Annotated in this window: 21 protein-coding genes; 11 read left to right on the forward strand and 10 right to left on the reverse strand. The window is 72.2% G+C overall.

Annotation, left to right across the window (positions count from 1 at the left end; genetic code table 11):
• Positions 1-21: 21 nt before the first annotated feature.
• Positions 22-996 carry a carbohydrate kinase family protein gene (locus ACIP8Z_RS30595; protein ID WP_402089263.1) on the reverse strand — a complete coding sequence of 325 codons (975 nt, stop codon included), beginning with the start codon at positions 994-996 and terminating at the stop codon, positions 22-24.
• 133 nt (positions 997-1,129) lie between these two features.
• On the opposite strand from ACIP8Z_RS30595, the gene ACIP8Z_RS30600 reads away from it, so the two are divergent.
• Together ACIP8Z_RS30600 and ACIP8Z_RS30605 are read left to right on the forward strand one after the other, a co-directional pair.
• A complete protein-coding gene (locus tag ACIP8Z_RS30600) occupies positions 1,130-1,336 on the forward strand; it encodes a hypothetical protein (protein ID WP_318211300.1) in 207 nt (68 codons plus the stop codon).
• A gap of 67 nt (positions 1,337-1,403) precedes the next feature.
• The gene (locus tag ACIP8Z_RS30605) at positions 1,404-2,921 is read left to right on the forward strand and encodes a hypothetical protein (protein WP_402089266.1); all 1,518 of its coding nucleotides are present in this window, start codon (positions 1,404-1,406) and stop codon (positions 2,919-2,921) included.
• A gap of 84 nt (positions 2,922-3,005) precedes the next feature.
• Here ACIP8Z_RS30605 and ACIP8Z_RS30610 read toward each other — a convergent pair whose 3' ends face one another.
• Positions 3,006-3,362: an iron-sulfur cluster assembly accessory protein gene (locus ACIP8Z_RS30610; protein WP_015033024.1), complete on the reverse strand. Its 357-nt coding sequence runs from the start codon at positions 3,360-3,362 to the stop codon at positions 3,006-3,008.
• Between the two features lie 271 nt (positions 3,363-3,633).
• Here ACIP8Z_RS30610 and nadA point away from each other — a divergent pair, with 271 nt between their 5' ends.
• On the forward strand, positions 3,634-4,830 hold the full coding sequence (gene nadA, locus ACIP8Z_RS30615; RefSeq protein ID WP_402089269.1) for a quinolinate synthase NadA: 1,197 nt from the start codon (positions 3,634-3,636) through the stop codon (positions 4,828-4,830).
• Between the two features lie 71 nt (positions 4,831-4,901).
• Here nadA and ACIP8Z_RS30620 read toward each other — a convergent pair whose 3' ends face one another.
• The 5 genes from ACIP8Z_RS30620 to ACIP8Z_RS30640 form a co-directional block, all read right to left on the reverse strand.
• Complete coding sequence (locus ACIP8Z_RS30620) at positions 4,902-8,048, reverse strand: efflux RND transporter permease subunit (RefSeq protein WP_402089272.1); 3,147 nt, start codon at positions 8,046-8,048, stop codon at positions 4,902-4,904.
• Positions 8,049-8,236: 188 nt separating this feature from the next.
• Positions 8,237-8,926, reverse strand: a complete 690-nt coding sequence (locus tag ACIP8Z_RS30625) for a response regulator (protein WP_402089275.1) — start codon at positions 8,924-8,926, stop codon at positions 8,237-8,239.
• Positions 8,923-10,164, reverse strand: coding sequence for a sensor histidine kinase (locus ACIP8Z_RS30630; protein ID WP_402089276.1), 1,242 nt, complete (start codon positions 10,162-10,164; stop codon positions 8,923-8,925). Before ACIP8Z_RS30630 ends, ACIP8Z_RS30625 begins: the two co-directional genes overlap by 4 nt.
• A 117-nt stretch (positions 10,165-10,281) precedes the next feature.
• Complete coding sequence (locus tag ACIP8Z_RS30635) at positions 10,282-10,560, reverse strand: hypothetical protein (protein WP_383869239.1); 279 nt, start codon at positions 10,558-10,560, stop codon at positions 10,282-10,284.
• Positions 10,561-10,641: 81 nt separating this feature from the next.
• Positions 10,642-11,448, reverse strand: a complete 807-nt coding sequence (locus tag ACIP8Z_RS30640; RefSeq protein ID WP_319308798.1) for a PspA/IM30 family protein — start codon at positions 11,446-11,448, stop codon at positions 10,642-10,644.
• 272 nt (positions 11,449-11,720) lie between these two features.
• On the opposite strand from ACIP8Z_RS30640, the gene ACIP8Z_RS30645 reads away from it, so the two are divergent.
• The 3 genes from ACIP8Z_RS30645 to ACIP8Z_RS30655 all read left to right on the forward strand — a co-directional run bounded on the left by ACIP8Z_RS30645 (position 11,721) and on the right by ACIP8Z_RS30655 (position 14,420).
• The gene (locus ACIP8Z_RS30645; RefSeq protein ID WP_055599508.1) at positions 11,721-12,323 is read left to right on the forward strand and encodes a DUF3043 domain-containing protein; all 603 of its coding nucleotides are present in this window, start codon (positions 11,721-11,723) and stop codon (positions 12,321-12,323) included.
• 65 nt (positions 12,324-12,388) lie between these two features.
• Positions 12,389-13,165, forward strand: a complete 777-nt coding sequence (locus ACIP8Z_RS30650; RefSeq protein ID WP_402089280.1) for a class I SAM-dependent methyltransferase — start codon at positions 12,389-12,391, stop codon at positions 13,163-13,165.
• Between the two features lie 187 nt (positions 13,166-13,352).
• Positions 13,353-14,420 carry a S1C family serine protease gene (locus ACIP8Z_RS30655; RefSeq protein ID WP_402089282.1) on the forward strand — a complete coding sequence of 356 codons (1,068 nt, stop codon included), beginning with the start codon at positions 13,353-13,355 and terminating at the stop codon, positions 14,418-14,420.
• Positions 14,421-14,787: 367 nt separating this feature from the next.
• Here ACIP8Z_RS30655 and ACIP8Z_RS30660 read toward each other — a convergent pair whose 3' ends face one another.
• Positions 14,788-14,994 carry a hypothetical protein gene (locus ACIP8Z_RS30660; RefSeq protein WP_402089285.1) on the reverse strand — a complete coding sequence of 69 codons (207 nt, stop codon included), beginning with the start codon at positions 14,992-14,994 and terminating at the stop codon, positions 14,788-14,790.
• A gap of 91 nt (positions 14,995-15,085) precedes the next feature.
• On the opposite strand from ACIP8Z_RS30660, the gene ACIP8Z_RS30665 reads away from it, so the two are divergent.
• The 4 genes from ACIP8Z_RS30665 (at position 15,086) to ACIP8Z_RS30680 (ending at position 19,988) form a co-directional block, all read left to right on the forward strand.
• A complete protein-coding gene (locus ACIP8Z_RS30665; RefSeq protein WP_402089288.1) occupies positions 15,086-16,288 on the forward strand; it encodes a bifunctional adenosylcobinamide kinase/adenosylcobinamide-phosphate guanylyltransferase in 1,203 nt (400 codons plus the stop codon).
• A gap of 45 nt (positions 16,289-16,333) precedes the next feature.
• Positions 16,334-17,410, forward strand: coding sequence for a nicotinate-nucleotide--dimethylbenzimidazole phosphoribosyltransferase (gene cobT, locus ACIP8Z_RS30670; protein WP_402089291.1), 1,077 nt, complete (start codon positions 16,334-16,336; stop codon positions 17,408-17,410).
• Between the two features lie 107 nt (positions 17,411-17,517).
• A complete protein-coding gene (locus tag ACIP8Z_RS30675) occupies positions 17,518-19,281 on the forward strand; it encodes a phosphatidylglycerol lysyltransferase domain-containing protein (RefSeq protein WP_402089294.1) in 1,764 nt (587 codons plus the stop codon).
• Positions 19,278-19,988 (forward strand): hypothetical protein, encoded by a 711-nt coding sequence (locus tag ACIP8Z_RS30680; protein ID WP_402089296.1) that lies wholly within the window; start codon positions 19,278-19,280, stop codon positions 19,986-19,988. The genes ACIP8Z_RS30675 and ACIP8Z_RS30680 overlap by 4 nt, the downstream gene beginning before the upstream one ends.
• Here the strand turns inward: ACIP8Z_RS30680 and ACIP8Z_RS30685 are convergent.
• Complete coding sequence (locus tag ACIP8Z_RS30685) at positions 19,928-20,692, reverse strand: hypothetical protein (RefSeq protein WP_402089298.1); 765 nt, start codon at positions 20,690-20,692, stop codon at positions 19,928-19,930. The genes ACIP8Z_RS30680 and ACIP8Z_RS30685 overlap by 61 nt on opposite strands.
• Before the next feature lie 67 nt (positions 20,693-20,759).
• On the opposite strand from ACIP8Z_RS30685, the gene ACIP8Z_RS30690 reads away from it, so the two are divergent.
• Entirely contained in the window at positions 20,760-21,524 is a 765-nt protein-coding gene (locus ACIP8Z_RS30690; RefSeq protein ID WP_402089300.1) for an adenosylcobinamide-GDP ribazoletransferase, read from the forward strand.
• 29 nt (positions 21,525-21,553) lie between these two features.
• Here ACIP8Z_RS30690 and ACIP8Z_RS30695 read toward each other — a convergent pair whose 3' ends face one another.
• Positions 21,554-22,171 carry a spherulation-specific family 4 protein gene (locus ACIP8Z_RS30695; RefSeq protein WP_402089302.1) on the reverse strand — a complete coding sequence of 206 codons (618 nt, stop codon included), beginning with the start codon at positions 22,169-22,171 and terminating at the stop codon, positions 21,554-21,556.
• Between the last annotated feature and the right edge of the window lie 5 nt (positions 22,172-22,176).

Here is a 22,176-nt window from a genome sequence, read left to right on the forward strand (position 1 = left end):
CAGAGGGCCGGGCCCTCGGGGTCAGGACAGGTGGGAGTGGACTTCCGTTGCGGCTTCTTCGCCGTACGCCTTCTTGAAGCGGTCCATGAAGTTCGCACGCCGCAGCGTGTACTCCTGCGTTCCCAGCGTCTCGATCACCAGCGTCGCCAGCATGCACCCGACCTGCGCCGCCCGCTCGTGCCCCACTCCCCACGACAGCCCCGTCAGGAAGCCCGCGCGGAACGCGTCGCCGACGCCCGTCGGGTCGACCTTCGCCGTCTCCTCCGCGCACGCGACCTCGATCGGCGTGTCGCCGACGCGCTCGATGCGCACACCGCGCGAGCCGAGCGTGGTGACGCGGTGGCCGACGCGGGAGAGGATCTCGGCGTCGGTCCAGCCCGTCTTGGACTCGATGAGGCCCTTCTCGTACTCGTTGGAGAAGAGGTACGTCGCGCCGTCCAGGAGCGTGCGGATCTCGTCGCCGTCCATCCGCGCGATCTGCTGCGAGAAGTCCGCGGCGAAGGGGATGCCCCGCGTCTTGCACTCCTCCGTGTGGCGGAGCATCGCCTCGGGGTCGTCGGCGCCGATGAGGACGAGGTCGAGGCCGCCCACCCGGTCGGCGACGGCCTTGAGCTCGATCAGCCGTGCCTCGCTCATCGCGCCCGTGTAGAAGGACCCGATCTGGTTGTGGTCCCTGTCCGTGGTGCAGACGAAGCGGGCCGTGTGCAGGACCTCGGAGATGCGGACCGAGCCGGTGTCGACGCCGTGGCGGTCGAGCCAGCCGCGGTACTCGTCGAAGTCGTAGCCGGCCGCGCCCACCAGGATCGGGGTGCCGCCGAGCTGGCCCATGCCGAAGCAGATGTTGGGGCCGACGCCGCCGCGCCGGACGTCGAGGTTGTCGACGAGGAAGGAGAGGGACACCGTGTGCAGCTGGTCGGCCACCAGCTGGTCGGCGAACCGGCCGGGGAAGGTCATGAGGTGGTCGGTGGCGATGGAGCCGGTGACTGCGATACGCACGGCGGGGTGCTCCTGCGGGAAGGCGGCAATGACGGACATTCACGCTACCGGCTGGTGGCCTCACTGCCGAACAGTGGAAACTACCCCAGAGTAGGCCTTTTCCCCGGGGGCGTGCGGTGCATACGGTGCGCCCATGACCATCTACCCGGCTTCACGTGAGCGACACGAGTCCGAGCTGAGCCTCGCCGACCTGCGGGGCGACGGCGCACGGATGGCTCCGCACTGGGTGACTCCGGTCGCCCCCGCGCCCGCTCCCGTCTCTCCCGCGCTGATCCACGGGGTCGTCGTCCCGGCGGCCTCGGCACGGCTCATCGACGCGACCGCCGAATACGGCGGCTGACGGACGGAACCGTCCGCGCACCCGCTCCGTCCCATCGGCGTCCGGTCGAGACGATGGGAGCGTTGCGGTGAGCGGTACGGAGAACGTACGGAGGCGGCGGAGCGTCATCGCCGCCTCGGTGGCGGCGGGTGTGCTGCTCGCCGGGGGCGGTGGCGTCTACCTCGCCACCACGGCGTCCGGTGACGGCACCGGCGCGGCCGCCAAGGCCGCGGACGCCGGTCCGCCGGCCCCGCTGCGCCTGGAGGGCGGCAGCGGCGACGCCACCGGCGGTGGCGACACACGGGGCGGCCCGGGCATCGCGCCCGGTGAGCCGGACCCCGGGGGCGGCCCGAACGGGACCGTCTACACAGCCAAGGGCCCACTCCCCCAAGGGCCCTCCTCGGCCGCGGTCCACCGGCCCGAGGGCCTGGTCACCTCGGCGGAGGTGACCAGGCTGGCCGAAGCGCTGGGCATCTCCGGGAGTCCCTCGCTGGTGGGTGAGGTCTGGACGATCCGGCCCGAGAAGGACGGTTCGGGAGCCCGCCTCGACGTGGCGCGGAAGGCGCCGGGGAACTGGACCTACTCCTGGTACGACGGCGGTCCGGCCGGCGACGCCTGCCTCAAGGGCAAGGCCTGTCCGCCGCCGGGCGAGTCGAAGCCCGCGCCGGGCGGTACGCCGCTGAGCGAGGCGGCGGCGAAGGCGGCGGCCGCGCCGGTTCTGAAGGCGCTCGGCCAGGACGACGCCAAGGTCACCGCGACCGGTGTGGTGAACGGTTCGGTGCGGGTGGTCAACGCCGATCCGGTCGTGGGCGGGCTGCCGACGTACGGCTGGTCGACGGGGCTCCACATCGCGCGGGACGGCCGGGCGGTCGCCGGGAGCGGGACGCTCAAGGAACCGGCCGAGGGCGCCACGTACCCGGTGATCGGGGCGGCGAAGGCGCTCGCCGGGCTGAACGAGGACGCGAAGGGCACCGGCCCGATCGGCATCGGGCACTGTCCCACGGCCCCGCCCGGCGTGGACGGGAACGGGAAGCCCGAGGACACCCGGACCGGCGGAAAGCCGGCGCCGGGGCACGTGGAGCCCACTCCGCCCTGCCAGACGATCGTGGACCCGGCCGCGCCCGACCAGGTGCCGGTGACCGCCGCGGTCTTCGGTCTGGCCGCGCGGGACGTGGACGGTGAGCGGCTGCTCGTACCGTCGTGGCTGTTCACCGCGGACCCGGCGGACGGCGCGCCGTACACGGTGGCGCGGACGGCGGTGGCTCCGGAGTACCTGGCGCCGCCGGCGAAGCCCTCGCCGGAGCCGGCGCCCACGTCCCCTTCCGGGGACGGGACGCGGGCCGCGCGGGTCGTCGAGTCCGTCCGGGTCCAGGGGGACGGCAGGGAGCTGGCCGTCACCTTCTGGGGCGGGGTGTGCAGCACGTACACCGTGAAGGCCGAGGAGCAGCCGGACCGGGTGACGGTGCGGATCGTCGAGAAGACCGACCCCGACCGGGTCTGCATCATGATCGCCAAGGACTTCACGAAGACGGTGACGCTGAAGAGTCCGCTGGGCGACCGTCCGGTGGTCGACGCGGCGAGCGGGGAGGCCGTGCCGCGCCGCTGAGTCCGGCGGGCGGGCACGACCGAGGGCGGCGGCCCGGGATCTCTCCCGGGCCGCCGCCCTCAGGTACGTACAGCCGTGTGCGGCTTAGCTGAACGAGTCGCCGCAGGCGCAGGAACCCGTGGCGTTCGGGTTGTCGATGGTGAAGCCCTGCTTCTCGATGGTGTCGACGAAGTCGATCGAGGCGCCGCCCAGGTACGGGGCGCTCATGCGGTCGGTGACGACCTTGACGCCGTCGAAGTCCTTCACGACATCGCCGTCGAGCGAGCGCTCGTCGAAGAACAGCTGGTAACGCAGGCCGGAGCAGCCGCCGGGCTGAACGGCGACGCGCAGGGCCAGGTCCTCGCGGCCTTCCTGGTCGAGGAGGGCCTTGACCTTGGCCGCGGCGGCGTCGGACAGGAGGATGCCGTCGCTGACAGTGGTCTTCTCGTCCGATACGGACATCTGCTTCTCTCCCGGTGTGTACGGAGACTGCTTGCCGACGGTTGCAACCGACGGTGCCCCGGATTCATTCCGGGCCGTGTGGGGTCTTTCTCTCTTCATGCTCGCACACCCTGTCCAGCCGCGGGGACGACGAAGTCCGGCAGGGGGGACGGCGAAGTCCAGCGGCGGCGCCGGCGAATTCGTCACATCGACACTATGGACATCGTCAACGTGACGTGAAGCGGTTATGATAGATAACGTCATTTCGACGAAAAGGTTCCCCGAAGAAAGGGTGCGTGACGTGACCACGGCCCAAGCCCGTCATGAACTCGACGTCCAGCCGTCGCCGCTCGCCCTGCTTCTGCTCGGTCGCGAGGCCGACCCGAAGAGCGAGCGCGGCGTGGAGTGTCCCGGCGATCTGCCGTCGCCCTCCGACCCCGACCTGGTGGAGCGCGCCCGCGCGGCCAAGGAGAAGCTCGGGGACAAGGTCTTCGTCCTCGGCCACCACTACCAGCGCGACGAGGTCATCCAGTTCGCCGACGTCACCGGCGACTCCTTCAAGCTCGCGCGTGACGCGGCGGCCAAGCCCGAGGCCGAGTACATCGTCTTCTGCGGTGTGCACTTCATGGCGGAGTCGGCCGACATCCTGACCGGCGACGAGCAGAAGGTCGTCCTGCCCGACCTGGCGGCCGGCTGCTCGATGGCCGACATGGCCACCGCCGAGCAGGTCGCCGAGTGCTGGGACGTGCTGACCGAGGCCGGCGTCGCCGAGCAGGTCGTGCCCGTCTCGTACATGAACTCCTCGGCCGACATCAAGGCCTTCACCGGCAAGCACGGGGGCACGATCTGCACCTCGTCGAACGCCGAGCGCGCTCTGGACTGGGCCTTCGAGCAGGGCGAGAAGGTCCTGTTCCTGCCGGACCAGCACCTGGGCCGCAACACGGCCGTCCGCGACATGGGCATGTCCCTCGACGACTGCGTCCTGTACAACCCGCACAAGCCGAACGGCGGGCTGACCGTCGAGGAGCTGCGCGCCGCCAAGATGATCCTGTGGCGCGGGCACTGCTCGGTGCACGGCCGCTTCTCGCTGGACTCGGTCAACGACGTCCGCGAGCGCATCCCGGGCGTGAACGTGCTCGTCCACCCCGAGTGCCGGCACGAGGTCGTCGCCGCCGCGGACTACGTGGGCTCGACCGAGTACATCATCAACACCCTGGAGGCGGCCCCGGCCGGTTCCAAGTGGGCGATCGGCACGGAGCTGAACCTGGTCCGCCGTCTGGCGAACCGTTTCGCCGACCAGGACAAGGAGATCGTCTTCCTCGACAAGACGGTCTGCTTCTGCTCGACGATGAACCGCATCGACCTGCCGCACCTGGTGTGGACCCTGGAGTCGCTGGCCGAGGGCAACCTCATCAACCAGATCCAGGTCGACAAGGAGACCGAGAGCTTCGCGAAGCTCGCGCTGGAGCGGATGCTCGCCCTGCCGTAACGGTTCTCCCCCGGTACATGCCCGAAGGGCGCCCCGCAGTGGCGGGGCGCCCTTCGGCGTACACGTGCTTCCTAGATGTCCAGCGCGTCCAGCAGAGCCGTGTCCGTGTCGGTGTTCGCCCCCGTCGGCTGCTCCGGGATGTCCTTGCCCTTCTTCGCCGCCTTCTTCTTCGCGCGGCGCTCCTTGCGGAGCTCCACCATCGCGTAGAGCGTCGGGACGAGGAGCAGCGTCAGCAGCGTCGACGTGATCAGACCGCCGATCACCACCACGGCCAGCGGCTGGGCGATGAAGCCGCCCTCACCGGTGATGCCGAGCGCCATCGGCAGCAGGGCGAAGATCGTCGCCAGGGCGGTCATCAGGATCGGGCGGAGCCGGTGCCGGCCACCCTCGATCACCGCTTCGACGACGCCCAGGCCCTGCGCCCGGTACTGGTTGATCAGGTCGATCAGGACGATCGCGTTGGTGACGACGATGCCGATGAGCATCAGCATGCCGATCATCGCCGGGACGCCCATCGCGGTGTCGGTGACCACGAGGAGTCCGATCGCGCCGGTCGCCGCGAACGGGATCGAGACCAGCAGGATCAGCGGCTGGATCAGCGACCGGAAGGTCGCGACGAGCAGCATGAAGACGATCGCTACGGCCGCGAGCATCGCCAGGAACAGGTTGAGGAAGGCCTCGGACTGGTCCTCGGAGACACCGCCGATGCTGGCGGTGGCGCCCTCGGGCAGGTCGAGCGCGTCGATCTTCTGCTGCAGGGTGGCGCTCACGGCGCCGGTGTTGTCGCCGACCGGCTTGGCCGTGATCGTCGCGGCGCGGGCGCCGTCGATCCGGGTCATGGACACCGGGCCGGGGACGAGTTCGACGGTGGCGACGTCGCCCAGCTTCACCGGGCCGAGGGGCAGCGCCTTGAGTCCGGCCAGGGTGGTGACCGGCTTCGCCGAGGTGATGAGGACGTCCCGCTCGCTGTCGTCGAGGATCGCCTTGGCGGTCGGGGTGCCCCGGACGGCCTGGCCGACGATCATGCCGAGCGTGGCGGAGTCGAAGCCCGCGTCGGCCGCCTCCGGCTTCGCCTTGACGGAGATGCGCGGGACGGACTGCGAGAGGTCGCTCTGGACGTCGGTGACGTCCTTGATGCCGGCGAGCGCGGCCCGGACCTGCTCGGAGGCCTTCTCCAGGACCTCGGCGTCGGCGGCCTTGACGACCACGCTCAGGTCCTGGCTGCCGAAGCCGTCACCAGCGGCGAGCTTGGTGTCGCCGATGCCGTCGAGGGAGTCGAGGCCCTTCTCGATGGCGTCACGGGTCTTCTCGAAGTCGGCGGACTCCTCCAGGCTGACCTGGTAGGTGGCCTGGTTGGTGCCGGTGCCGCCGCCGAAGGCCGCCATGAAGCCGGACGATCCGACGTTGACCTGGTAGTCCTTGACGCCGTCGGTGTCGGCGAGGAGCTTCTCGATCTTCTTCGCGGCCGCGTCGGAGGCGTCGAGGGCGGTGCCGGGCGCCAGCTCCTGCTGGATGCTGAGCACCTCCTGCTCGCCCTGGTCGAAGAAGTTCGTCTTCAGGAGCGGGGCCATGCCGAAGGTGACGATCAGGACGACGAACGCGATGGCGAGGCTGGTCAGCCGGCGCCGGGTCGCGAACCTCAGGACCGGCACGTACATACGCTGGAGACGGCTCTTCTCCTCCTTCTCCTCGGCCAGCCTGCGGGCCTCCGCCAGGTCCTCCGGGGTGCCCTTGGGGGCGCGCAGGAACCAGTACGAGAGGACCGGGACGACCGTCAGGGAGACGAGCAGCGAGGCCAGCAGGGCCGCCGTGACCGTCAGCGAGAACGAGCCGAACAGCTCGCCGATCATGCCGCCGGTCAGACCGATCGGCAGGAAGACGGCGACGGTCGTGAGCGTCGAGGAGGTGACGGCGCCCGCCACCTCGCGGACCGCGGTGAGGATGGCGGTCTGCCGCTCCTCGCCGTAGCCGAGGTGGCGCTTGATGTTCTCCAGGACCACGATCGAGTCGTCGACGACCCGGCCGATGGCGATGGTGAGCGCGCCGAGCGTCAGCATGTTGAGCGAGAGGTCGCGGGTCCACAGCACGATGAGCGCGAGGACGACCGAGAGCGGGATGGAGACCGCGGTGACCAGGGTGGAGCGGATCGACGCGAGGAAGACCAGGATCACCAGGACGGCCATGACGAGACCGAGGGCGCCCTCGGTGGTCAGGCCGGAGACGGCCTTGGCGACGGCCGGACCCTGGTCGGAGACCACGGTCAGCTCGGCGCCGGCGCCGAGGTCGGCGCGCAGCTCGGGCAGCTTCTCCTTGACGGCGTCGGAGATCGCGACGGCGCTGCCGTCCTTGTCCATGGTGGCCATGACGGCGAGGCTGGGCTTGCCGTTGGTCCGGGTGAGGGAGACGCGCGGCGACTCCTCCTGGCGGACGGTGGCCACGTCACCGAGGCGGACCGCCTTGCCCTTGCCGGGGGTGGCCGCCGGGATGCGGAGGTCCTCGATCTGCTTCAGCGAGGTGTAGCCGCCGCCGACCTGGATGGTGCGGCTCTTGCCCGTCTCGGAGAAGGAGCCGGCCGGGAGGGTGCCGCCGCCGGAGCGGAGGGCCTCACCGAGCTTCATGGTCGTGAGACCGGCCGCGGCGAGCTTGCGGTCGTCCGGGGTGACGGAGACCTGGAGGTCCTGGACACCGGTGACGGAGACCTGGCCGACGCCCTCGATGCCCTCGAGCGCGGGCACGACGGTGCGGTCCAGCAGGTCGGCGAGCGCCTGCGGGTCCTGGTCGGAGGCGGCGGCGAGGACGACGGTCGGGATGTCGTCCGTGGAGCCTGCCACGACCTGCGGGTCGACCGTGTCGGGCAGTTCGGCGCGGGCCCGGTTGACGGCCTGCTGGACGTCGGCGACGAGCTGCTTCGTCGACTCGTCGCCGTAGTCGAAGGAGGCCATGACGAGCGCCATGCCCTCGGAGGCCGTGGAGGTGACCGACTTCAGGCCTTCGACGGCCTTGAGGTTGTTCTCCAGGGGCTCGACGACCTGCTTCTCGACCACATCGGGAGAGGCACCCTGGTAGGGGGCGAGGACCGAGACCATGGGCAGCTCGATCGAGGGGAACAGCTGCTGCTTCAGCTGCGGTATCGCAATCGCCCCGAACACCAGGGCGACGATGGAGATCAGCCCGATCAGGGCCCTTTGCGCGAGGCTGAATCTGGACAGCCAGGACATGGGGTCTCTCTTCTGTGGCGTACTCGTCGACAGGCGGGAGCAGCCAAGACCCCGGTCCGGATCCGCGGGATCCGCCGGAGGATGCCCCCCATCCATACGATCTGCCATCGAGGACCGGAAGTCCTCGCCCCCCGGGTCCAGATCCTTATCTCGCGCATACCGCGTCTGGAGTACGCCGGAGCCTCCGGTCACTCCACCCTTGGACGTACCAGCCCCGATTCGTACGCGGTGACGACCAGCTGGGCCCGGTCGCGGGCACCGAGCTTGGCCATGGCCCGGTTGACGTGGGTCTTCACGGTGAGCGGGCTGACGTCGAGCCGCTCGGCGATCTCGTCGTTGGAGAGACCGCCCGCGACGAGGACGAGGACCTCGCGCTCCCGGGCGGTGAGCGCGGCGAGCCGCTCGGTACGGCCCCGGCCGCCTTCGCCCACGGCGTCCGCGCCGGGGCCCTGGGCCAGGAACGTGGCGATCAGGCCCTTGGTGGCGGCCGGGGAGAGCAGCGCCTCGCCGGCGTGGGCGATCCGGATCGCGCCGAGCAGCTCCTCGGGTTCGGCGCCCTTGCCGAGGAAGCCGGAGGCCCCGGCGCGCAGCGACTGCACCACGTACTCGTCGACCTCGAAGGTGGTCAGCATGACGATCCGTACGTCGGAGAGCTCCGGATCCGCGGTGATCATGCGGGTGGCCGCGAGGCCGTCCGTGCCCGGCATCCGGATGTCCATCAGGACCACGTCGGCCCGCTCGGAGCGGGCCAGGGCCACGGCCTGGGCGCCGTCGGCGGCCTCGCCGACGACCTCCATGTCCGGTTCGGAGTCCACCAGGACCTTGAAGGCGCTGCGGAGCAGGGCCTGGTCGTCGGCCAGCAGTACCCGGATCGTCATGTGTCCTCCCCCGTACGGGACGTCACCGGAAGTATCGCCTGCACGCGGAACCCGCCGCCGTAGCGGGGGGCCGCGGTCAGGGTGCCGCCGAGCGCGCCGACCCGCTCGCGCATGCCGAGCAGCCCGTGGCCGCCGTTGGGTACGGGCTCGGGGGCGGGGGCGGACGTGCCGTCGTCGAGGACGGTGATCTCGACCGTGCGGCCCACCCGGACGACGCTCACCTCGGCCTTGGCGTCCGGGCCCGCGTGCTTGCGCACATTGGTCAGCGCCTCCTGCACGATCCGGTACGCGGCCAGGTCGACGGTCGCGGGCAGCGGCAGCTCCCCGTCGGTGCGGGCCAGGACGACCGGCAGCCCGGCGTTGCGGAAGCTGTCGAGCAGCCCGTCGAGGACGGCGAGGCCGGGGGCCGGCTCGGTGGGGGCCTCCGGGTCGCCGGACTGGCGCAGCAGGCCGACGGTGGCGCGCAGCTCGTCGAGCGCGGACCGGCTCGCGTCCCGGACGTGCGCGAGGGCCTCCTTGGCCTGGTCGGGGCGCTTGTCCATGACGTGCGCGGCGACGCCTGCCTGGACGTTCACCAGGGCGATGTGGTGGGCGACGACGTCGTGGAGGTCGCGGGCGATCCGCAGCCGCTCCTCCGCGACCCGGCGGCCTGCCTCCTCCTCGCGGGTGCGCTCGGCCCGCTCGGCGCGCTCCCTGATGGCGTCGACGAAGGCCCGGCGGCTGCGGACGGCGTCCCCCGCGGCGGCGGCCATGCCGGTCCAGGCGAAGAGGCCGACGTTCTCCTGGGCGTACCAGGGGGTGGGGCCGAAGGCCATGGCCGCGGCCGTCAGCACCGCCATGGTGGCGAGGCCGACCCGCCAGGTGGTGGGCCGGTCGGTGCGGGCGGCGACCGTGTAGAGCGCGACGACGGCGCTCATGGAGACGGTGGCGGGCCGGGTGTCGTTGACCAGCTCCAGGAGGCTGACCCCCACCGTGAAGCAGAGCACGTGGAAGGGGAGGCGCCGGCGCAGCACCAGGGCGCCGGCCGCCACCACCATGAGCAGCACGCTCGCCAGGCTGGGCACGCGGTCGCCGAAGGTCGGCCCGGTCGGGCTGCCGTGCGGGTCGGTGAAGGACCCGGCGATCATCGAGACGAGCACGCCGCACGCGAGCGTCGCGTCGAAGGCGAGCGGATGCGCGCGGAACCAGTCGCGGAGACGGACGAAGAGGGTGCCGGTGGCGGGTCCGGTGGGGGTCACGGGCAACAACGGTACGGGGCGGGACGGGGCCGGCCGTGCCCGCTCCGGCCCGGCCCCGGCGGGAGACACACGGTCCCGCCGACCCCTAAGGGTCGGCGGGACCGTCGTTCAGGGTCGTCAGCCGGGGATGAGGCCGTCGTCGGAGAGCATCTCCTTGACCTCGTCCAGGCCCGCGTCCGGAGCGGGGAGGATCAGCTCCGAGGGTTCGAGCGCGTCGTCCGGCAGTGGCGTGCCGAGCCGCCGGACCTCGTCCAGGAGGGCGTTCAGCGTGCGCCGAAAACCTTCCTGGTCCCCCGACTCCATCTCCTTGAGCAGCTCGTCGTCGAGTCTGTTCAGCTCGACGAGGTGGCTGTCGGCCAGCGTCAACTGGCCCTCCCCCATGATCCGTACGATCATGACGCGTCCTGTCTGTTCGCGGGCTGTCGCCTACGTGACGCCGGCGACGTGCCGCCGCCGACGTGTGTCGTCTCCCGTCGCCTACTTCTCGAAGCGCGGGTGGGACTGCGGCTGCTGCTGCGGCGTGCCGTCCTGCGAAGCGGCCGCGCCGCCGCCCTCGATCGCCTGCTGCTGCGCCGACGGGCCGCCGGCCAGCTCCGCCTTCATCCGCTGGAGCTCCAGCTCGACGTCCGTACCGCCGGAGAGCCGGTCGAGCTCCGCCTGGATGTCGTCCTTGGCGAGCCCGGACTGGTCGTCCAGGGCGCCCGAGGCGAGCAGCTCGTCGATCGCGCCGGCGCGCGCCTGGAGCTGGGCGGTCTTGTCCTCGGCCCGCTGGATCGCGAGACCGACGTCGCTCATCTCCTCCGAGATGCCGGAGAAGGACTCGGCGATCCGGGTCTGCGCCTGGGCCGCCGTGTAGGTCGCCTTGATGGTCTCCTTCTTGGTGCGGAAGGCGTCCACCTTGGCCTGAAGACGCTGGGCGGCGAGGGTGAGCTTCTCCTCCTCGCCCTGCAGCGTCTGGTGCTGCACCTCCAGGTCGCTGACCTGCTGCTGGAGCGCGGCACGCCGGGACAGCGCCTCGCGCGCCAGGTCCTCGCGGCCGAGGGCCAGCGCCTTGCGGCCCTGGTCCTCCAGCTTGGCCGACTGGCCCTGCAGCTGGTTCAGCTGGAGTTCGAGCCGCTTGCGGGAGGTGGCGACGTCGGCGACGCCCCGTCGCACCTTCTGCAGCAGCTCCAGCTGCTTCTGGTAGGAGTAGTCGAGCGTCTCGCGCGGGTCCTCGGCCCGGTCAAGGGCCTTGTTCGCCTTCGCGCGGAAGATCATCCCCATACGCTTCATGACACCGCTCATGGGCTTCGCGCGCCCCCTTCTGACGGACTTCGGCTCCAGCTCTTCGACAGGGTCCACAGTACGGGCCCTGTCTCCATTACCGCACTGTTCGGAGCGGGATGCGCTCCTCCCCAAGGACGACTACGCCCGGCGTCCCCTCCCGCGCAGGGAGTAGATGGATCTAGGGGAAACCGCGCCCGTCCTGCGTACGTACCGCCGTAGACGCACTCCGTTAGCGGATCGTTCCCGCCCGGCATGGGGTTCATGCCCGCCACCCCGTACCCTTGGGTTTTGTGTTCCGTAGCCGTTCGAAGGACGAGAAGGCCCCCACCGACAAGGTGACGGCGGACCTTTCCAAGCAGCCCCGCGACCCCGAGGCCCCCAAGGGCCGCCCGACCCCGAAGCGGAGTGAGGCGCAGACCCAGCGCCGTCGCGCCGCGACGGTGCCGACCGACCGCAAGGAGGCCGCCAAGCGCCAGCGCGAGGCACGCCGCTCGGACCTGGCCCGCCAGCGCGAGGCGCTGGCCAGTGGCGACGAGCGTTACCTGCCGGCCCGCGACAAGGGTCCGGTCCGCCGCTTCGTGCGCGACTTCGTCGACTCGCGGTTCGCGATCGCCGAGTTCTTCCTGCCGATGGCCGTGGTGATCCTGGTGCTGTCGCTGTTCGGCAACGCCAACCGGTCGCTGCAGAACATCTCGCTGCTGCTCTGGCTCGGTGTGATCATCCTGATCGTCATCGACTCGGTCGGCATCTGGATCCGGCTGCGGAAGCAGCTCAACGAGCGCTTCCCGAACGAGCCGAAGCGCGGCGCCATCGCCTACGGCCTGATGCGGACGCTCCAGATGCGCCGACTGCGGCTGCCGAAGCCGCAGGTCAAGCGCGGAGAGCGGCCCTGAGCGCCGACAGTTCGGAGCCCGTCGAGCGCGCCTTCGGTGCCGCGACGTCGGAGTCGGGCGGTCCCGTGCTGCCCGTCGTCGTGCACTGGCCCGCCGGTTCCGGTGGGCTGCGCGACACCATCCGCCAGGAGATAGTCGCCCGCCAGCTCGACGAGCAGATATCCGGCCGCTATCCCGTGGGACAGCGGCTCCGGATCCTCGACGCCGGCATGGGCCAGGGGACGCAGGCGCTGCGCCTCGCCCGCGCGGGCCACACGGTGACCGGCCTCGAAGCCGATCCCGATCTTCTGAAGGCCGCCCGTGAGTCGCTGGCGACCGAGCCCGCCGGGATCCGTGAGCGGGTCCGGCTGATCGAGGGCGACGGCCGCGAGACCGGGGTGCACTTCCTCCCCGGCAGCTTCGACGTCGTCCTCTGCCACGGCGTCCTCATGTACGCGGACGAGCCCGACGCGCTGCTCGCCGGCCTGGCCCGGATGCTCGCCCCCGGGGGGCTCCTCTCGCTGGTCGTACGCAACGCCGAGGCCCTCGCCATGCGGCCGGGGCTCGCCGGCGACTGGTCCGGCGCGCTCACCGGCTTCGACTCGGACGTCTACACCGACGACAACGGCGTGAAGGTACGGGCCGACCGCCTCGACGCGCTGACCGCGACGCTCGCCGGCATCGCGGCGCCGCTGCACGCCTGGTACGGCGTGCGGGTCTTCACCGACAGCGTCCCGGCCGATGCGGGCCTGCCGCCCGCCGAGGAGCTGGAGCGGCTGCTCGCCGCCGAGGACCGGGCGGGACGGACGGAGCCGTACCGGCGGGTGGCGGCGCTGCTGCATCTGTGCGGGGTACGGGGCTGACGGGGCGGCGCCGTACGCGTGCGGGGGGACGCCCGTACCGCTGTACGCGCGCGGGGGGACGCCCGTACCGCTGTACGCGCGCGGGGGGACGCCCGTACCCGCTTCTGCTCCTGGGCCCGGCGGTCGCGCACCCCTGATCGGGTGCGCTCGCCGGGCCCGGGGGTGGGCCGAAACGGATACTCCGGACATGGACGTGTCCCGTGCCCGTACTCCCCGTCCCCTTCTGCCGCTGACCGCCGTCGCGTGCGCCGTCGCGCTCGTCGGCGGCTGCTCCGGCGGCGGAGGCACGCCCGCGCCGGAGCGCTCCACACAGGCGGCGGCGCCGCTCGCCGCCAACGACCTCGAGGGCGACTACAAGGCCGTCATCAAGAACGTCCTGCCCTCGGTCGTGCAGATCGACGCGAGCGAGAGTCTCGGGTCCGGGGTCGTCTACGGCGACAAGGGCCACATCGTCACCAACGCGCATGTGGTGGGCCGGGAGACGTCTTTCAGGGTGACCTCCGCGACGGGCGGGCAGCCGGTCACCGCCCGGCTCGTCTCCTCGTACCCCGAGCAGGACCTCGCGGTGATCAAGATGGAGTCGCTGCCGCAGGGTCTGAAGCCGGCCAGGTTCGGCGACTCGGCGTCCGTCGACATGGGGCAGATCGTGCTCGCGATGGGCTCGCCGCTGGGCCTGTCCGGCAGCGTGACCCAGGGCATCGTCTCGGCGACGGGCCGCACGGTCAGCGAGGGAGAGACGGGCGGCGGCACGGGCGCGACCATCGCGAACATGGTCCAGACGTCCGCCGCGATCAACCCCGGCAACAGCGGGGGCGCGCTGGTGAACCTGGACGGCGAGGTGATCGGCATCCCGACGCTCGCGGCGATCGACCCGGAGATGGGCGGCGGTTCGGCCGCCGGCATCGGGTTCGCGATCCCGGCGTCGATGGTGCGGACGATCGCGGACCAGATCGTCAAGGACGGCAAGGTCACGGACTCGGGCCGGGCGGCGCTGAACATCACCGGCCGCACGGTCCTGAACGACGACTACGAGCCGGCGGGCGTGGCGGTGGTCGAGGCGCCGGCGGACGGGGCGGCGGGCAAGGCGGGGCTGAGGCCCGGGGACGTGATCACGCGGCTGGGCGACGCGGAGATCACGACGATCACGTCGCTGTCGGAGGCGTTGGCTGCGCGGCGGCCGGGGGAGGTGGTGACGGTGACGTATGTCCGGGGGTCGGCGACGCGGACGGCGCGGGTGACCCTGGGCGAGATGTAGGCGCCTCGGGCCGGCTCACCTGCGGCCCTGCTGCGGGCACGCACGGCGCCCCGTGTGGGCGCCTGGGCGAGATGTAGGCGCCTCGGGCCGGCTCACCTGCGGCCCTGCTGCGGGCACGCACGGCGCCCCGTGTGGGCACACGCCACGCCCCGCCCCCTGCGCCTGGACCCGCACCCCTAGCTCGGTGCACACGGGGTGCGGGTTACGGCGCGGAAGCCTAGGCCCGGCAACGGGCGCCGTTCCGTCGTGCCCACCCGCCCACAACGCGTGTGGGCGGGTGGGCGCCGCCTCGGCGGAGCGGTGGGCCGCAACGCGGGTGGGCGGCAGGCACGGGGGTGCGGGGTGGTGCCGCACCCCCCCTTGGAGGTCAGCCCTCGGCGTTCAGGGGCATCGGGCCGTAGATCTTCTTCCCGTCCTCCGACAGGGTCACCTGGTCCGCACCGCCCCCCAGCAGATCCCGCCAGTTCTCGCCGATCCAGCTTTCCGCGTCGCCCTGGGTGGTGAACTCCTCAGGCGTCACCACCGGCTCGACCTCCGTGCCGTCGGACTTCTCGAACCGCCACGTCCATGCCATGTCCGCCTCCTGGCGCTCACCGGATGATCGGTTTCCTGCCCGCAGAGTAGCCGGGCGCGCACGGCTCGCGGTGGCGCGGGAGGATCTGAGGGTGGAACTGACTCTGCTCGGCACCGGCGCCCCGCTCGGACTGCCCCGTCCCGACTGCTCCTGCGCCGTGTGCGCGCTCTCCCGTGGGCCACGGGTGCGCGCCGCGACGGCGCTGCTCGTGGACGGGGCCCTGCTGCTCGATCTGACCCCGGGGGCCGCTCTCGCCGCCGCGCGGTCCGGGCATTCGCTGGTGGGCGTGCGGCAGGTGTTGCTGACCCATCCGCACGACGGGCCCGCGGTGGAGGTGCCCGCGGGGCTGCCCGCCGCCGGGCGGGTGCCGGACGGACGGGAGTTGACGCTGATCTCCGGGCACCGGGTGCGGGCGGTGCCGATGGACTCCCCCGGCACCGGGTACGAGGTGACGTCGGCCGAAGGGGAGACGCTGCTCTATCTGCCGCCGGGCGGGTCCCCGGCCGGCCTTCCGGACGATCACCGGGTGCCGTACGACATGGTGGTCGCCGATGTGACGGGCCGGCCGGACGCGCTGGCCCGGCTGCGGGCGACCGGGGCCGTCGGGCCCGCGACCGATGTCGTCGCCGTCCACCTGGACCACGACGCGCCGACCGGTACCGAGCTGGACCGGCGGCTCGCGGCGGCGGGCGCGCGGGCGGTGCCGGACGGGACGACGCTGTACGTGGGCGAGTACCACGAGGTGCCGGACGTGCCCCGGCGGACGTTGGTGACCGGCGGGGCCCGGTCGGGGAAGTCCGTGGAGGCCGAGCGGCGTCTGGAGACCTTCCCCGAGGTGCTGTACGTGGCGACGGGCGGGAGCCGGGAGGGTGATCCGGAGTGGGCGGAGCGGGTGGGCCTGCACCGGGAGCGGCGGCCGGGGTCCTGGCGTACCGCCGAGACCTGTGATCTCGTACCGCTGCTCGAAGGGGACGGGCCGGCGCTCCTCGTCGACTGCCTGTCGTTGTGGCTGACGGACGCCATGGACCGGGTGGGTGCCTGGGACGACGAGACGTGGGCGGCCGGCGGGCGGAGCGCGCTGCGCGAGCGGACCGCCGAGCTGGTGGCGGCGGTGCGGGCGACGCGTCGTACGGTCGTGGCCGTGACGAACGAGGTCGGCTCGGGTGTGGTGCCGGCGACGGCGGCGGGGCGCCGCTTCCGTGACGAGCTGGGCCGGCTGAACGCGGCCTTCGCGGACGAGTGCGAGGAGGTCCTCCTCGTGGTCGCCGGTCAGGCGCTCGTGCTGCGCGGGTAGGGTGCGAGCACCGATGGCCCTCGCTGATCCACAAGGCGGAAACCCGTGAACCTGGACGACTTCTCCGATCTGATCGAGCGCCCCGACGGGGGGATCCGGCGTGACGCCGAGGAGCGCCGTGAGCGGCTGGCCGTGCCGCCGGGGGCGCTCGGTCGGCTCGACGAGCTCGGTGAGTGGCTGTCGGCCGCGCAGGCCTCGGTCAAGGTGCGGGCGATCGAGCAGCCGAGGGTGGTGCTCTTCGCGGGCGACCACGGGGTGGCCTCGCTCGATGTGTCGGGGCGCCCGGCGGGCACGGCGCACGAGCTGGTGCGCGCGGTCCTGGACGGGGTGAGCCCGATCGCGGTGCTCGCCCGGTCGACGGACGTGCCGGTCCGGGTCGTGGACGCGGGTCTGGACTGCGACCCGGAGCTGCTGCCCGCCGAGGTGGTGCGCCACCGGGTGCGGCGTGGCAGCGGCCGGATCGACGTGGAGAACGCGCTGACGGTCGAGGAGACCGAGGCGGCGGTCCGGCTCGGGATCGCGATCGCCGACGAGGAGGCGGACTCGGGCACCGATCTGGTGGTACTGGGGGATCTGAGCGTCGGCGGGACGACACCGGCCGCCACGCTGATCGCGGCGCTCTGCGGGACGGACGCCTCCGTGGTGACGGGCCGGGGCGGCGCCGGGATCGACGATCTGGCGTGGATGCGGAAGTGTGCGGCGATCCGGGACTCGCTGCGGCGGGCCCGGCCGGTCCTGGGTGATCAGCTGGAGCTGCTCGCGGCGGTCGGCGGGGCGGATCTGGCGGCGATGACCGGCTTCCTGCTGCAGGCGTCGGTGCGGCGGATGCCGGTGATCCTGGACGGTGTGGTGGGCGCGGCGTGCGCGCTGGTGGCGCAGCGGGCGGCGTTCCGGGCGCCGGACTGGTGGCTCGCGGGTCAGGTGAGCGGGGAGCCGGCGCAGGCGAAGGCGCTGGACCGGATGGCGCTCAACCCTCTGCTCGACCACGGCGTCCATGTGGGTGAGGGAACCGGGGCATTGCTCGCACTCCCCCTCGTCAAGGCCGCGGCGGCGTTCGCCGCGGAGCTGCCCGAGCGTCCGGATCCGACCACTCCGGACGACGAGGGCGCTGCGGAGGCCTGAGCGCGGGGGGACGGCAACGATCGACTCCGAGGCGGTCACGCGCGACGCGCGCGTGGCCGTCTCCGGCGTCTCCGCACGGCAAGCGCCGCCCCATATGATCGCTTTTCATGGGAGAAGTCCGCTTGTCTGCCGAAGCCGCACCCCGGGGCTCGACCGCCCGCTCACGGCGCAGCGCCGCGTTCGCCGTCTGGTACCTGCGCGTCGTCACGTTCATCAATTTCCTGAGTGCCGTCTGGGTCTCCTTCGGGCAGGATCTGCGCCGCCACAACGAGGACAACTACTTCACCCCGTACATGCTCACGGCGGGCTTCGCCTCGGGGGTCTTCACCCTCTTCCTGGCGATCACCATGCGGCGGCGCAAGCGGGCCGCGTGGATCCTCAACATGGTGCTCGGCGGGCTCTTCCTGCTGCTCTTCGCGCTGGTGATGTTCTTCCCCGAGATCCGGCAGCACGCCCAGAACTGGATCTCGCTGTTCCTGACCGCCGCGTTCGTGCTCGCGCTGCTGCTGGGCCGCAAGGAGTTCTACGCGAAGGGCGACCGCTCCAACCCGTGGCTCGCCGCGGTCGTCGCGGTCGGCGGACTGCTCGTCACCTCGCTGCTCGCGGCCGTCCTGGTCACCGTCACCAACACCTCCACCGCCCCCTCCACCTTCCTGGAGCGCTGGCGGTACGGCGTGATGCGGCTGATCACCCTGGCCTCGGACGACTCGCGGTTCGCCGGGATCACCACCCCCGGCTGGGTCGACGTCACCATCAACGTCCTGTCCACGCTGCTGCTGTTCGCGGTGCTCTTCGCCGCCTTCCGCTCCCGCCGGGCCACCGACCCGCTGACCGAGGAGGACGAGGAGCGGCTGCGGGCCCTGCTCGACAAGCAGGGGGACCGCGACTCGCTCGGCTACTTCGCGCTGCGCCGCGAGAAGAGCGTCGTCTGGTCGCCGAGCGAGAAGGCCGCCGTCACCTACCGGGTGGTCGGCGGGGTCTCGCTCGCGTCGGGCGACCCGATCGGCGACCCGGAGGCCTGGCCGGGGGCGATCGAGCCGTGGCTGGCCGAGGCGCGCGAGCACGGCTGGATCCCGGCGGTGATGGGCGCGAGCGAGGAGGCCGGGGTCATCTACGCCCGGCACGGTCTGGACGCCCTGGAGCTGGGCGACGAGGCGATCGTGGAGACCGACGAGTTCACCCTGGACGGCCGGGCCATGCGGACGGTCCGGCAGGCCTTCAACCGGGTCAAGCGGGCCGGGTACGAGGTCCGGATCCGGCGCCACGAGGACATCCCGGCCGAGGAGATGGCCGAGCTGCTGCGGAAGGCGGACGACTGGCGGGACGGGGCCACCGAGCGCGGCTTCTCGATGGCGCTCGGCCGGCTCGGGGACCCGCGGGACGGGCGGTGCGTGATGCTGGAGTGCACTGACGGGGAGGGTGAGCTGCGGGCGGTGCTGTCCTTCGTCCCGTGGGGGCCGAAGGGGCTCTCGCTCGATCTGATGCGCAGGGACCGCGAGTCGGAGAACGGGCTGATGGAGTTCATGGTCATCGAACTCCTCCAGCGCGCGAAGGAGATCGGGATCACGCAGGTCTCGCTCAACTTCGCGATGTTCCGGTCCGTCTTCGAACGTGGCTCGAAGCTCGGGGCGGGACCCGTGCTGCGCATGTGGCGTTCACTGCTCAGCTTCTTCTCCCGCTGGTGGCAGATCGAGTCGTTGTACCGCGCCAACGCCAAGTACCGACCGATCTGGGAGCCCCGATTCATGCTCTTCGAGAAGAGTGCGGACCTGCTGCGCATCGGCCTCGCGGCCGGTCGCGCGGAGGGGTTCCTGGAGGCCCCCGGGCTGCCGAAGTGGATGCACCGCCGGCATCTGGAGAGCGGCCGTTGACCCGCACCCTCCGGGAGTTCGCCCGCCGCGAGTGGGGCCCGCTGTTCCTCACCGTACGGACGGCGCTCCTCACGAAGAGGTGGAGGGCGGTCCCGATGACGCTCTCCGCCGTCTGTCTCACCGCCCTCTTCCAGCTGGTGCAGAACCAGGACTGGGGCTATCAGCCGGTCCAGAACATCGGCTCCGTACGGGCCGAGGACCCGTTCTGGCTGGCGCTGCTCCGGACTCCGCTCTCGCTGTTCGTGCCCGCGCTCGACCTGCCCGTGTGGGGCGCCCTCGCGCAGGTCCTGCTGGTCTTCGGGATCGCCGAGATCTGCCTCGGCCGGTGGCGCACCCTCGCCGTGGCCTACCTGGCGACCCTCTGCGGGACGCTGTACGCGCGCGCGGGCATCGCCCTCGGCCCGGACAACCCGCTCGGGCTGCCCGCCACCGACGCGCAGGTGCACGACACCGGTCCCTCGGCGGCCGTGGTCGGCCTCGCCGTCTACGTCTGCTGGCGGTACGGGGCCCGGTGGACCGGCATGCTGGTGGTCGTGGCGATGGTCGTCGAGGTGATCATCAAGCCGAACCTGGCGGGCAAGGAGCATCTCGCGGCCATCGCCGGCGTCCTGGTCCTGATGGGGATCCAGGCCTGGCGCGAGCGCGGTCAGGAGGGCGTGGAGCCCCGCCCGGGGACCCGCTCCTGGAAGCCGCCGATCAAGTCCTGAGCCCGGCGCCGGATCCTGGTCCAGCGCTTGTCGTGGCGGTACGTACGGATCCGGGAGCGGGCCCGGGCCCGGTGGCGGCGCCCGTAGAACCGGCGGGCCCACCAGGAGCCGGGGCGGGCGAGCCGGAAGGCGCCGACGATCGCCACGAACGGGATCAGGGTCCCGATCACCGCCATCCGGAACTTCCCCTTCACCAGGGTGATCAGGATGAGGAGGAAGTTCAGCGCGAGGGTCAGGATGAAGGTAAACCGGTCCTGGCGTTCGTCGGCGGTCATGTCGTCGACGCCCAGGGGTGAGAAGCCGCTCAGGGTGAGCCCGACCAGGGCGGCCGTGAGGACGACCACCTCGACGCTCTTGCGGCCCTCGTCGGTCCAGTACACGTCGTCGAGATGGAGGATCAGCGCGAACTCGTCCAGGACGAGCCCCGCGCCGATCCCGAAGACCACGGCGAAGAGGGCGGCGCCGAAACCGTGCCGGTCGCTGCCCACCGCGCCGAAGCCGCCGATGACGGTGAGGACCACGCCGGGTACGACGTGATGGATGTGGAGCCCGCCGGAGGAGACGTTCCCGAACGGCCCCTTCCCCGCCCGGATGAGACGGACGATGGTCCTCGTGACCAGGAACGTCACGATGAACGAGGTCAGCGCGAGAAGCATCGGGAGCTTGCCCGGCTCGACGATGTTGCGGGAGAACCAGTGACCCATGCCACCCCGTTCCGATTTGCGCGGTATGCGCAATCTACCGTCCGGAAGCGGCGATTACCCTGCCCGGATGGACGGCCTGCGTTTCGCCTTCGGCACCCTCACGGTGTTCCCCGCCCGCATCACCCGCTGGGACCGGGACGCGGCGCGGGCCGGCATGCTCTGCGCCCCGCTGGCCGGTCTGGTCGTCGGGCTCTTCGCCGCCGGGCTCGGCGGCGCGTTCCTCGCGCTCGGCTCGGGCCCGCTGCTCGCCGCCGTCGTCTCCACCGCCGTGCCCGCCGTCCTCACCCGCGGCCTCCACCTCGACGGCCTCGCCGACACCGCCGACGGCCTCGGCAGCGCCAAGCCCGCCGAGGACGCGCTGCGCATCATGAAGCAGTCGGACGTCGGCCCGTTCGGCGTCATCGTGCTGCTCCTCGTGCTGCTCGCCCAGGTCGCCGCGCTCTTCGAGCTGTACGGGGAGAGCTGGGCGCACGGCGCGGTCGGCGCCGCCCTCGCCGCGACCGTCGCCCGCCTCGCCCTCACCCACGCCTCCCGCCAGGGCGTCCTCGCGGCCCGCCCCGAGGGCCTCGGCGCGATCGTCGCCGCGACCGTCCCGGTCCGGTCCGCGACCCTCTCGACGGCGGTCGTCCTGGTCCTCTGCGCCGTTTCCGGGCTGCTGTTCTCCCCGTACGACGCGGTGCACAACGTCCTGGCGGCGGGTGCGGCCCTGGGCGCGGCGGCGGCGCTGCTGCGCCGGTGCGTACGACGGTTCGGCGGCGTGACGGGAGACGTGTTCGGGGCGGTGGAGGAGACCGCGACGACGACGGCGCTCGTGGCCCTCGCCCTGGGGTGATCGTGCCGTGCCCCGCGCGTCCGGCAGGTTCAGCGGGCGGGCTCCGGGAGGTGCGGGAGGGTGCCCCAGGGGTGGGCGCCCGCGCCGGGGACGGCGCAGTGCACCGGGGTGACCGGACGGACGCCGGGCGGAGCCGCGTACACGAGGTGGCAGTAGTGGGCGGCGACCGGCAGGTCGAGCGTCCGGTACGTGTCCCAGGGGCCCTCGAAGGTGACGAGGAGGTCGGCGAACTCCTCGTAGCCCGGGTCCGGATGGGCGCCGTGGTTGAGCACCAGGGTCGCCGCCCCGGCGGACCGGGCCGCGACCGCGACCCTGCGGTAGTGGGCGAGGGCGGCGGGCGCCGTGGACACCTGGTCGAGGAAGGCGCCGTCGGTGCCGTACCAGTCGCGGTGGCGGAGCAGCTCGGTGACGACCTCGGCGTGCGGGCGGCGCCCGTAGGCGGTGTCCACATAGCCGAGGAGCCGTACCCCGGCCGCCCGTAGCCGGTCGGCGGCCGCCGCGAAGGCCGCGTCGGGGGCCTCGCCCGCGCCGCTCGCCGGGTTGACGACGACGCCGTACAGGGACGGCGCCGCGTCGACGAGGGCCGACCAGGCCTCGGGCCGGTCGGCCGGGTGCTCGTAGAACGGCACCAGGAGGAAACGATTCACGGGCC

It is taken from the genome of Streptomyces sp. NPDC088553, assembly GCF_044752965.1.
In the GTDB taxonomy this organism is placed as follows: domain Bacteria; phylum Actinomycetota; class Actinomycetes; order Streptomycetales; family Streptomycetaceae; genus Streptomyces.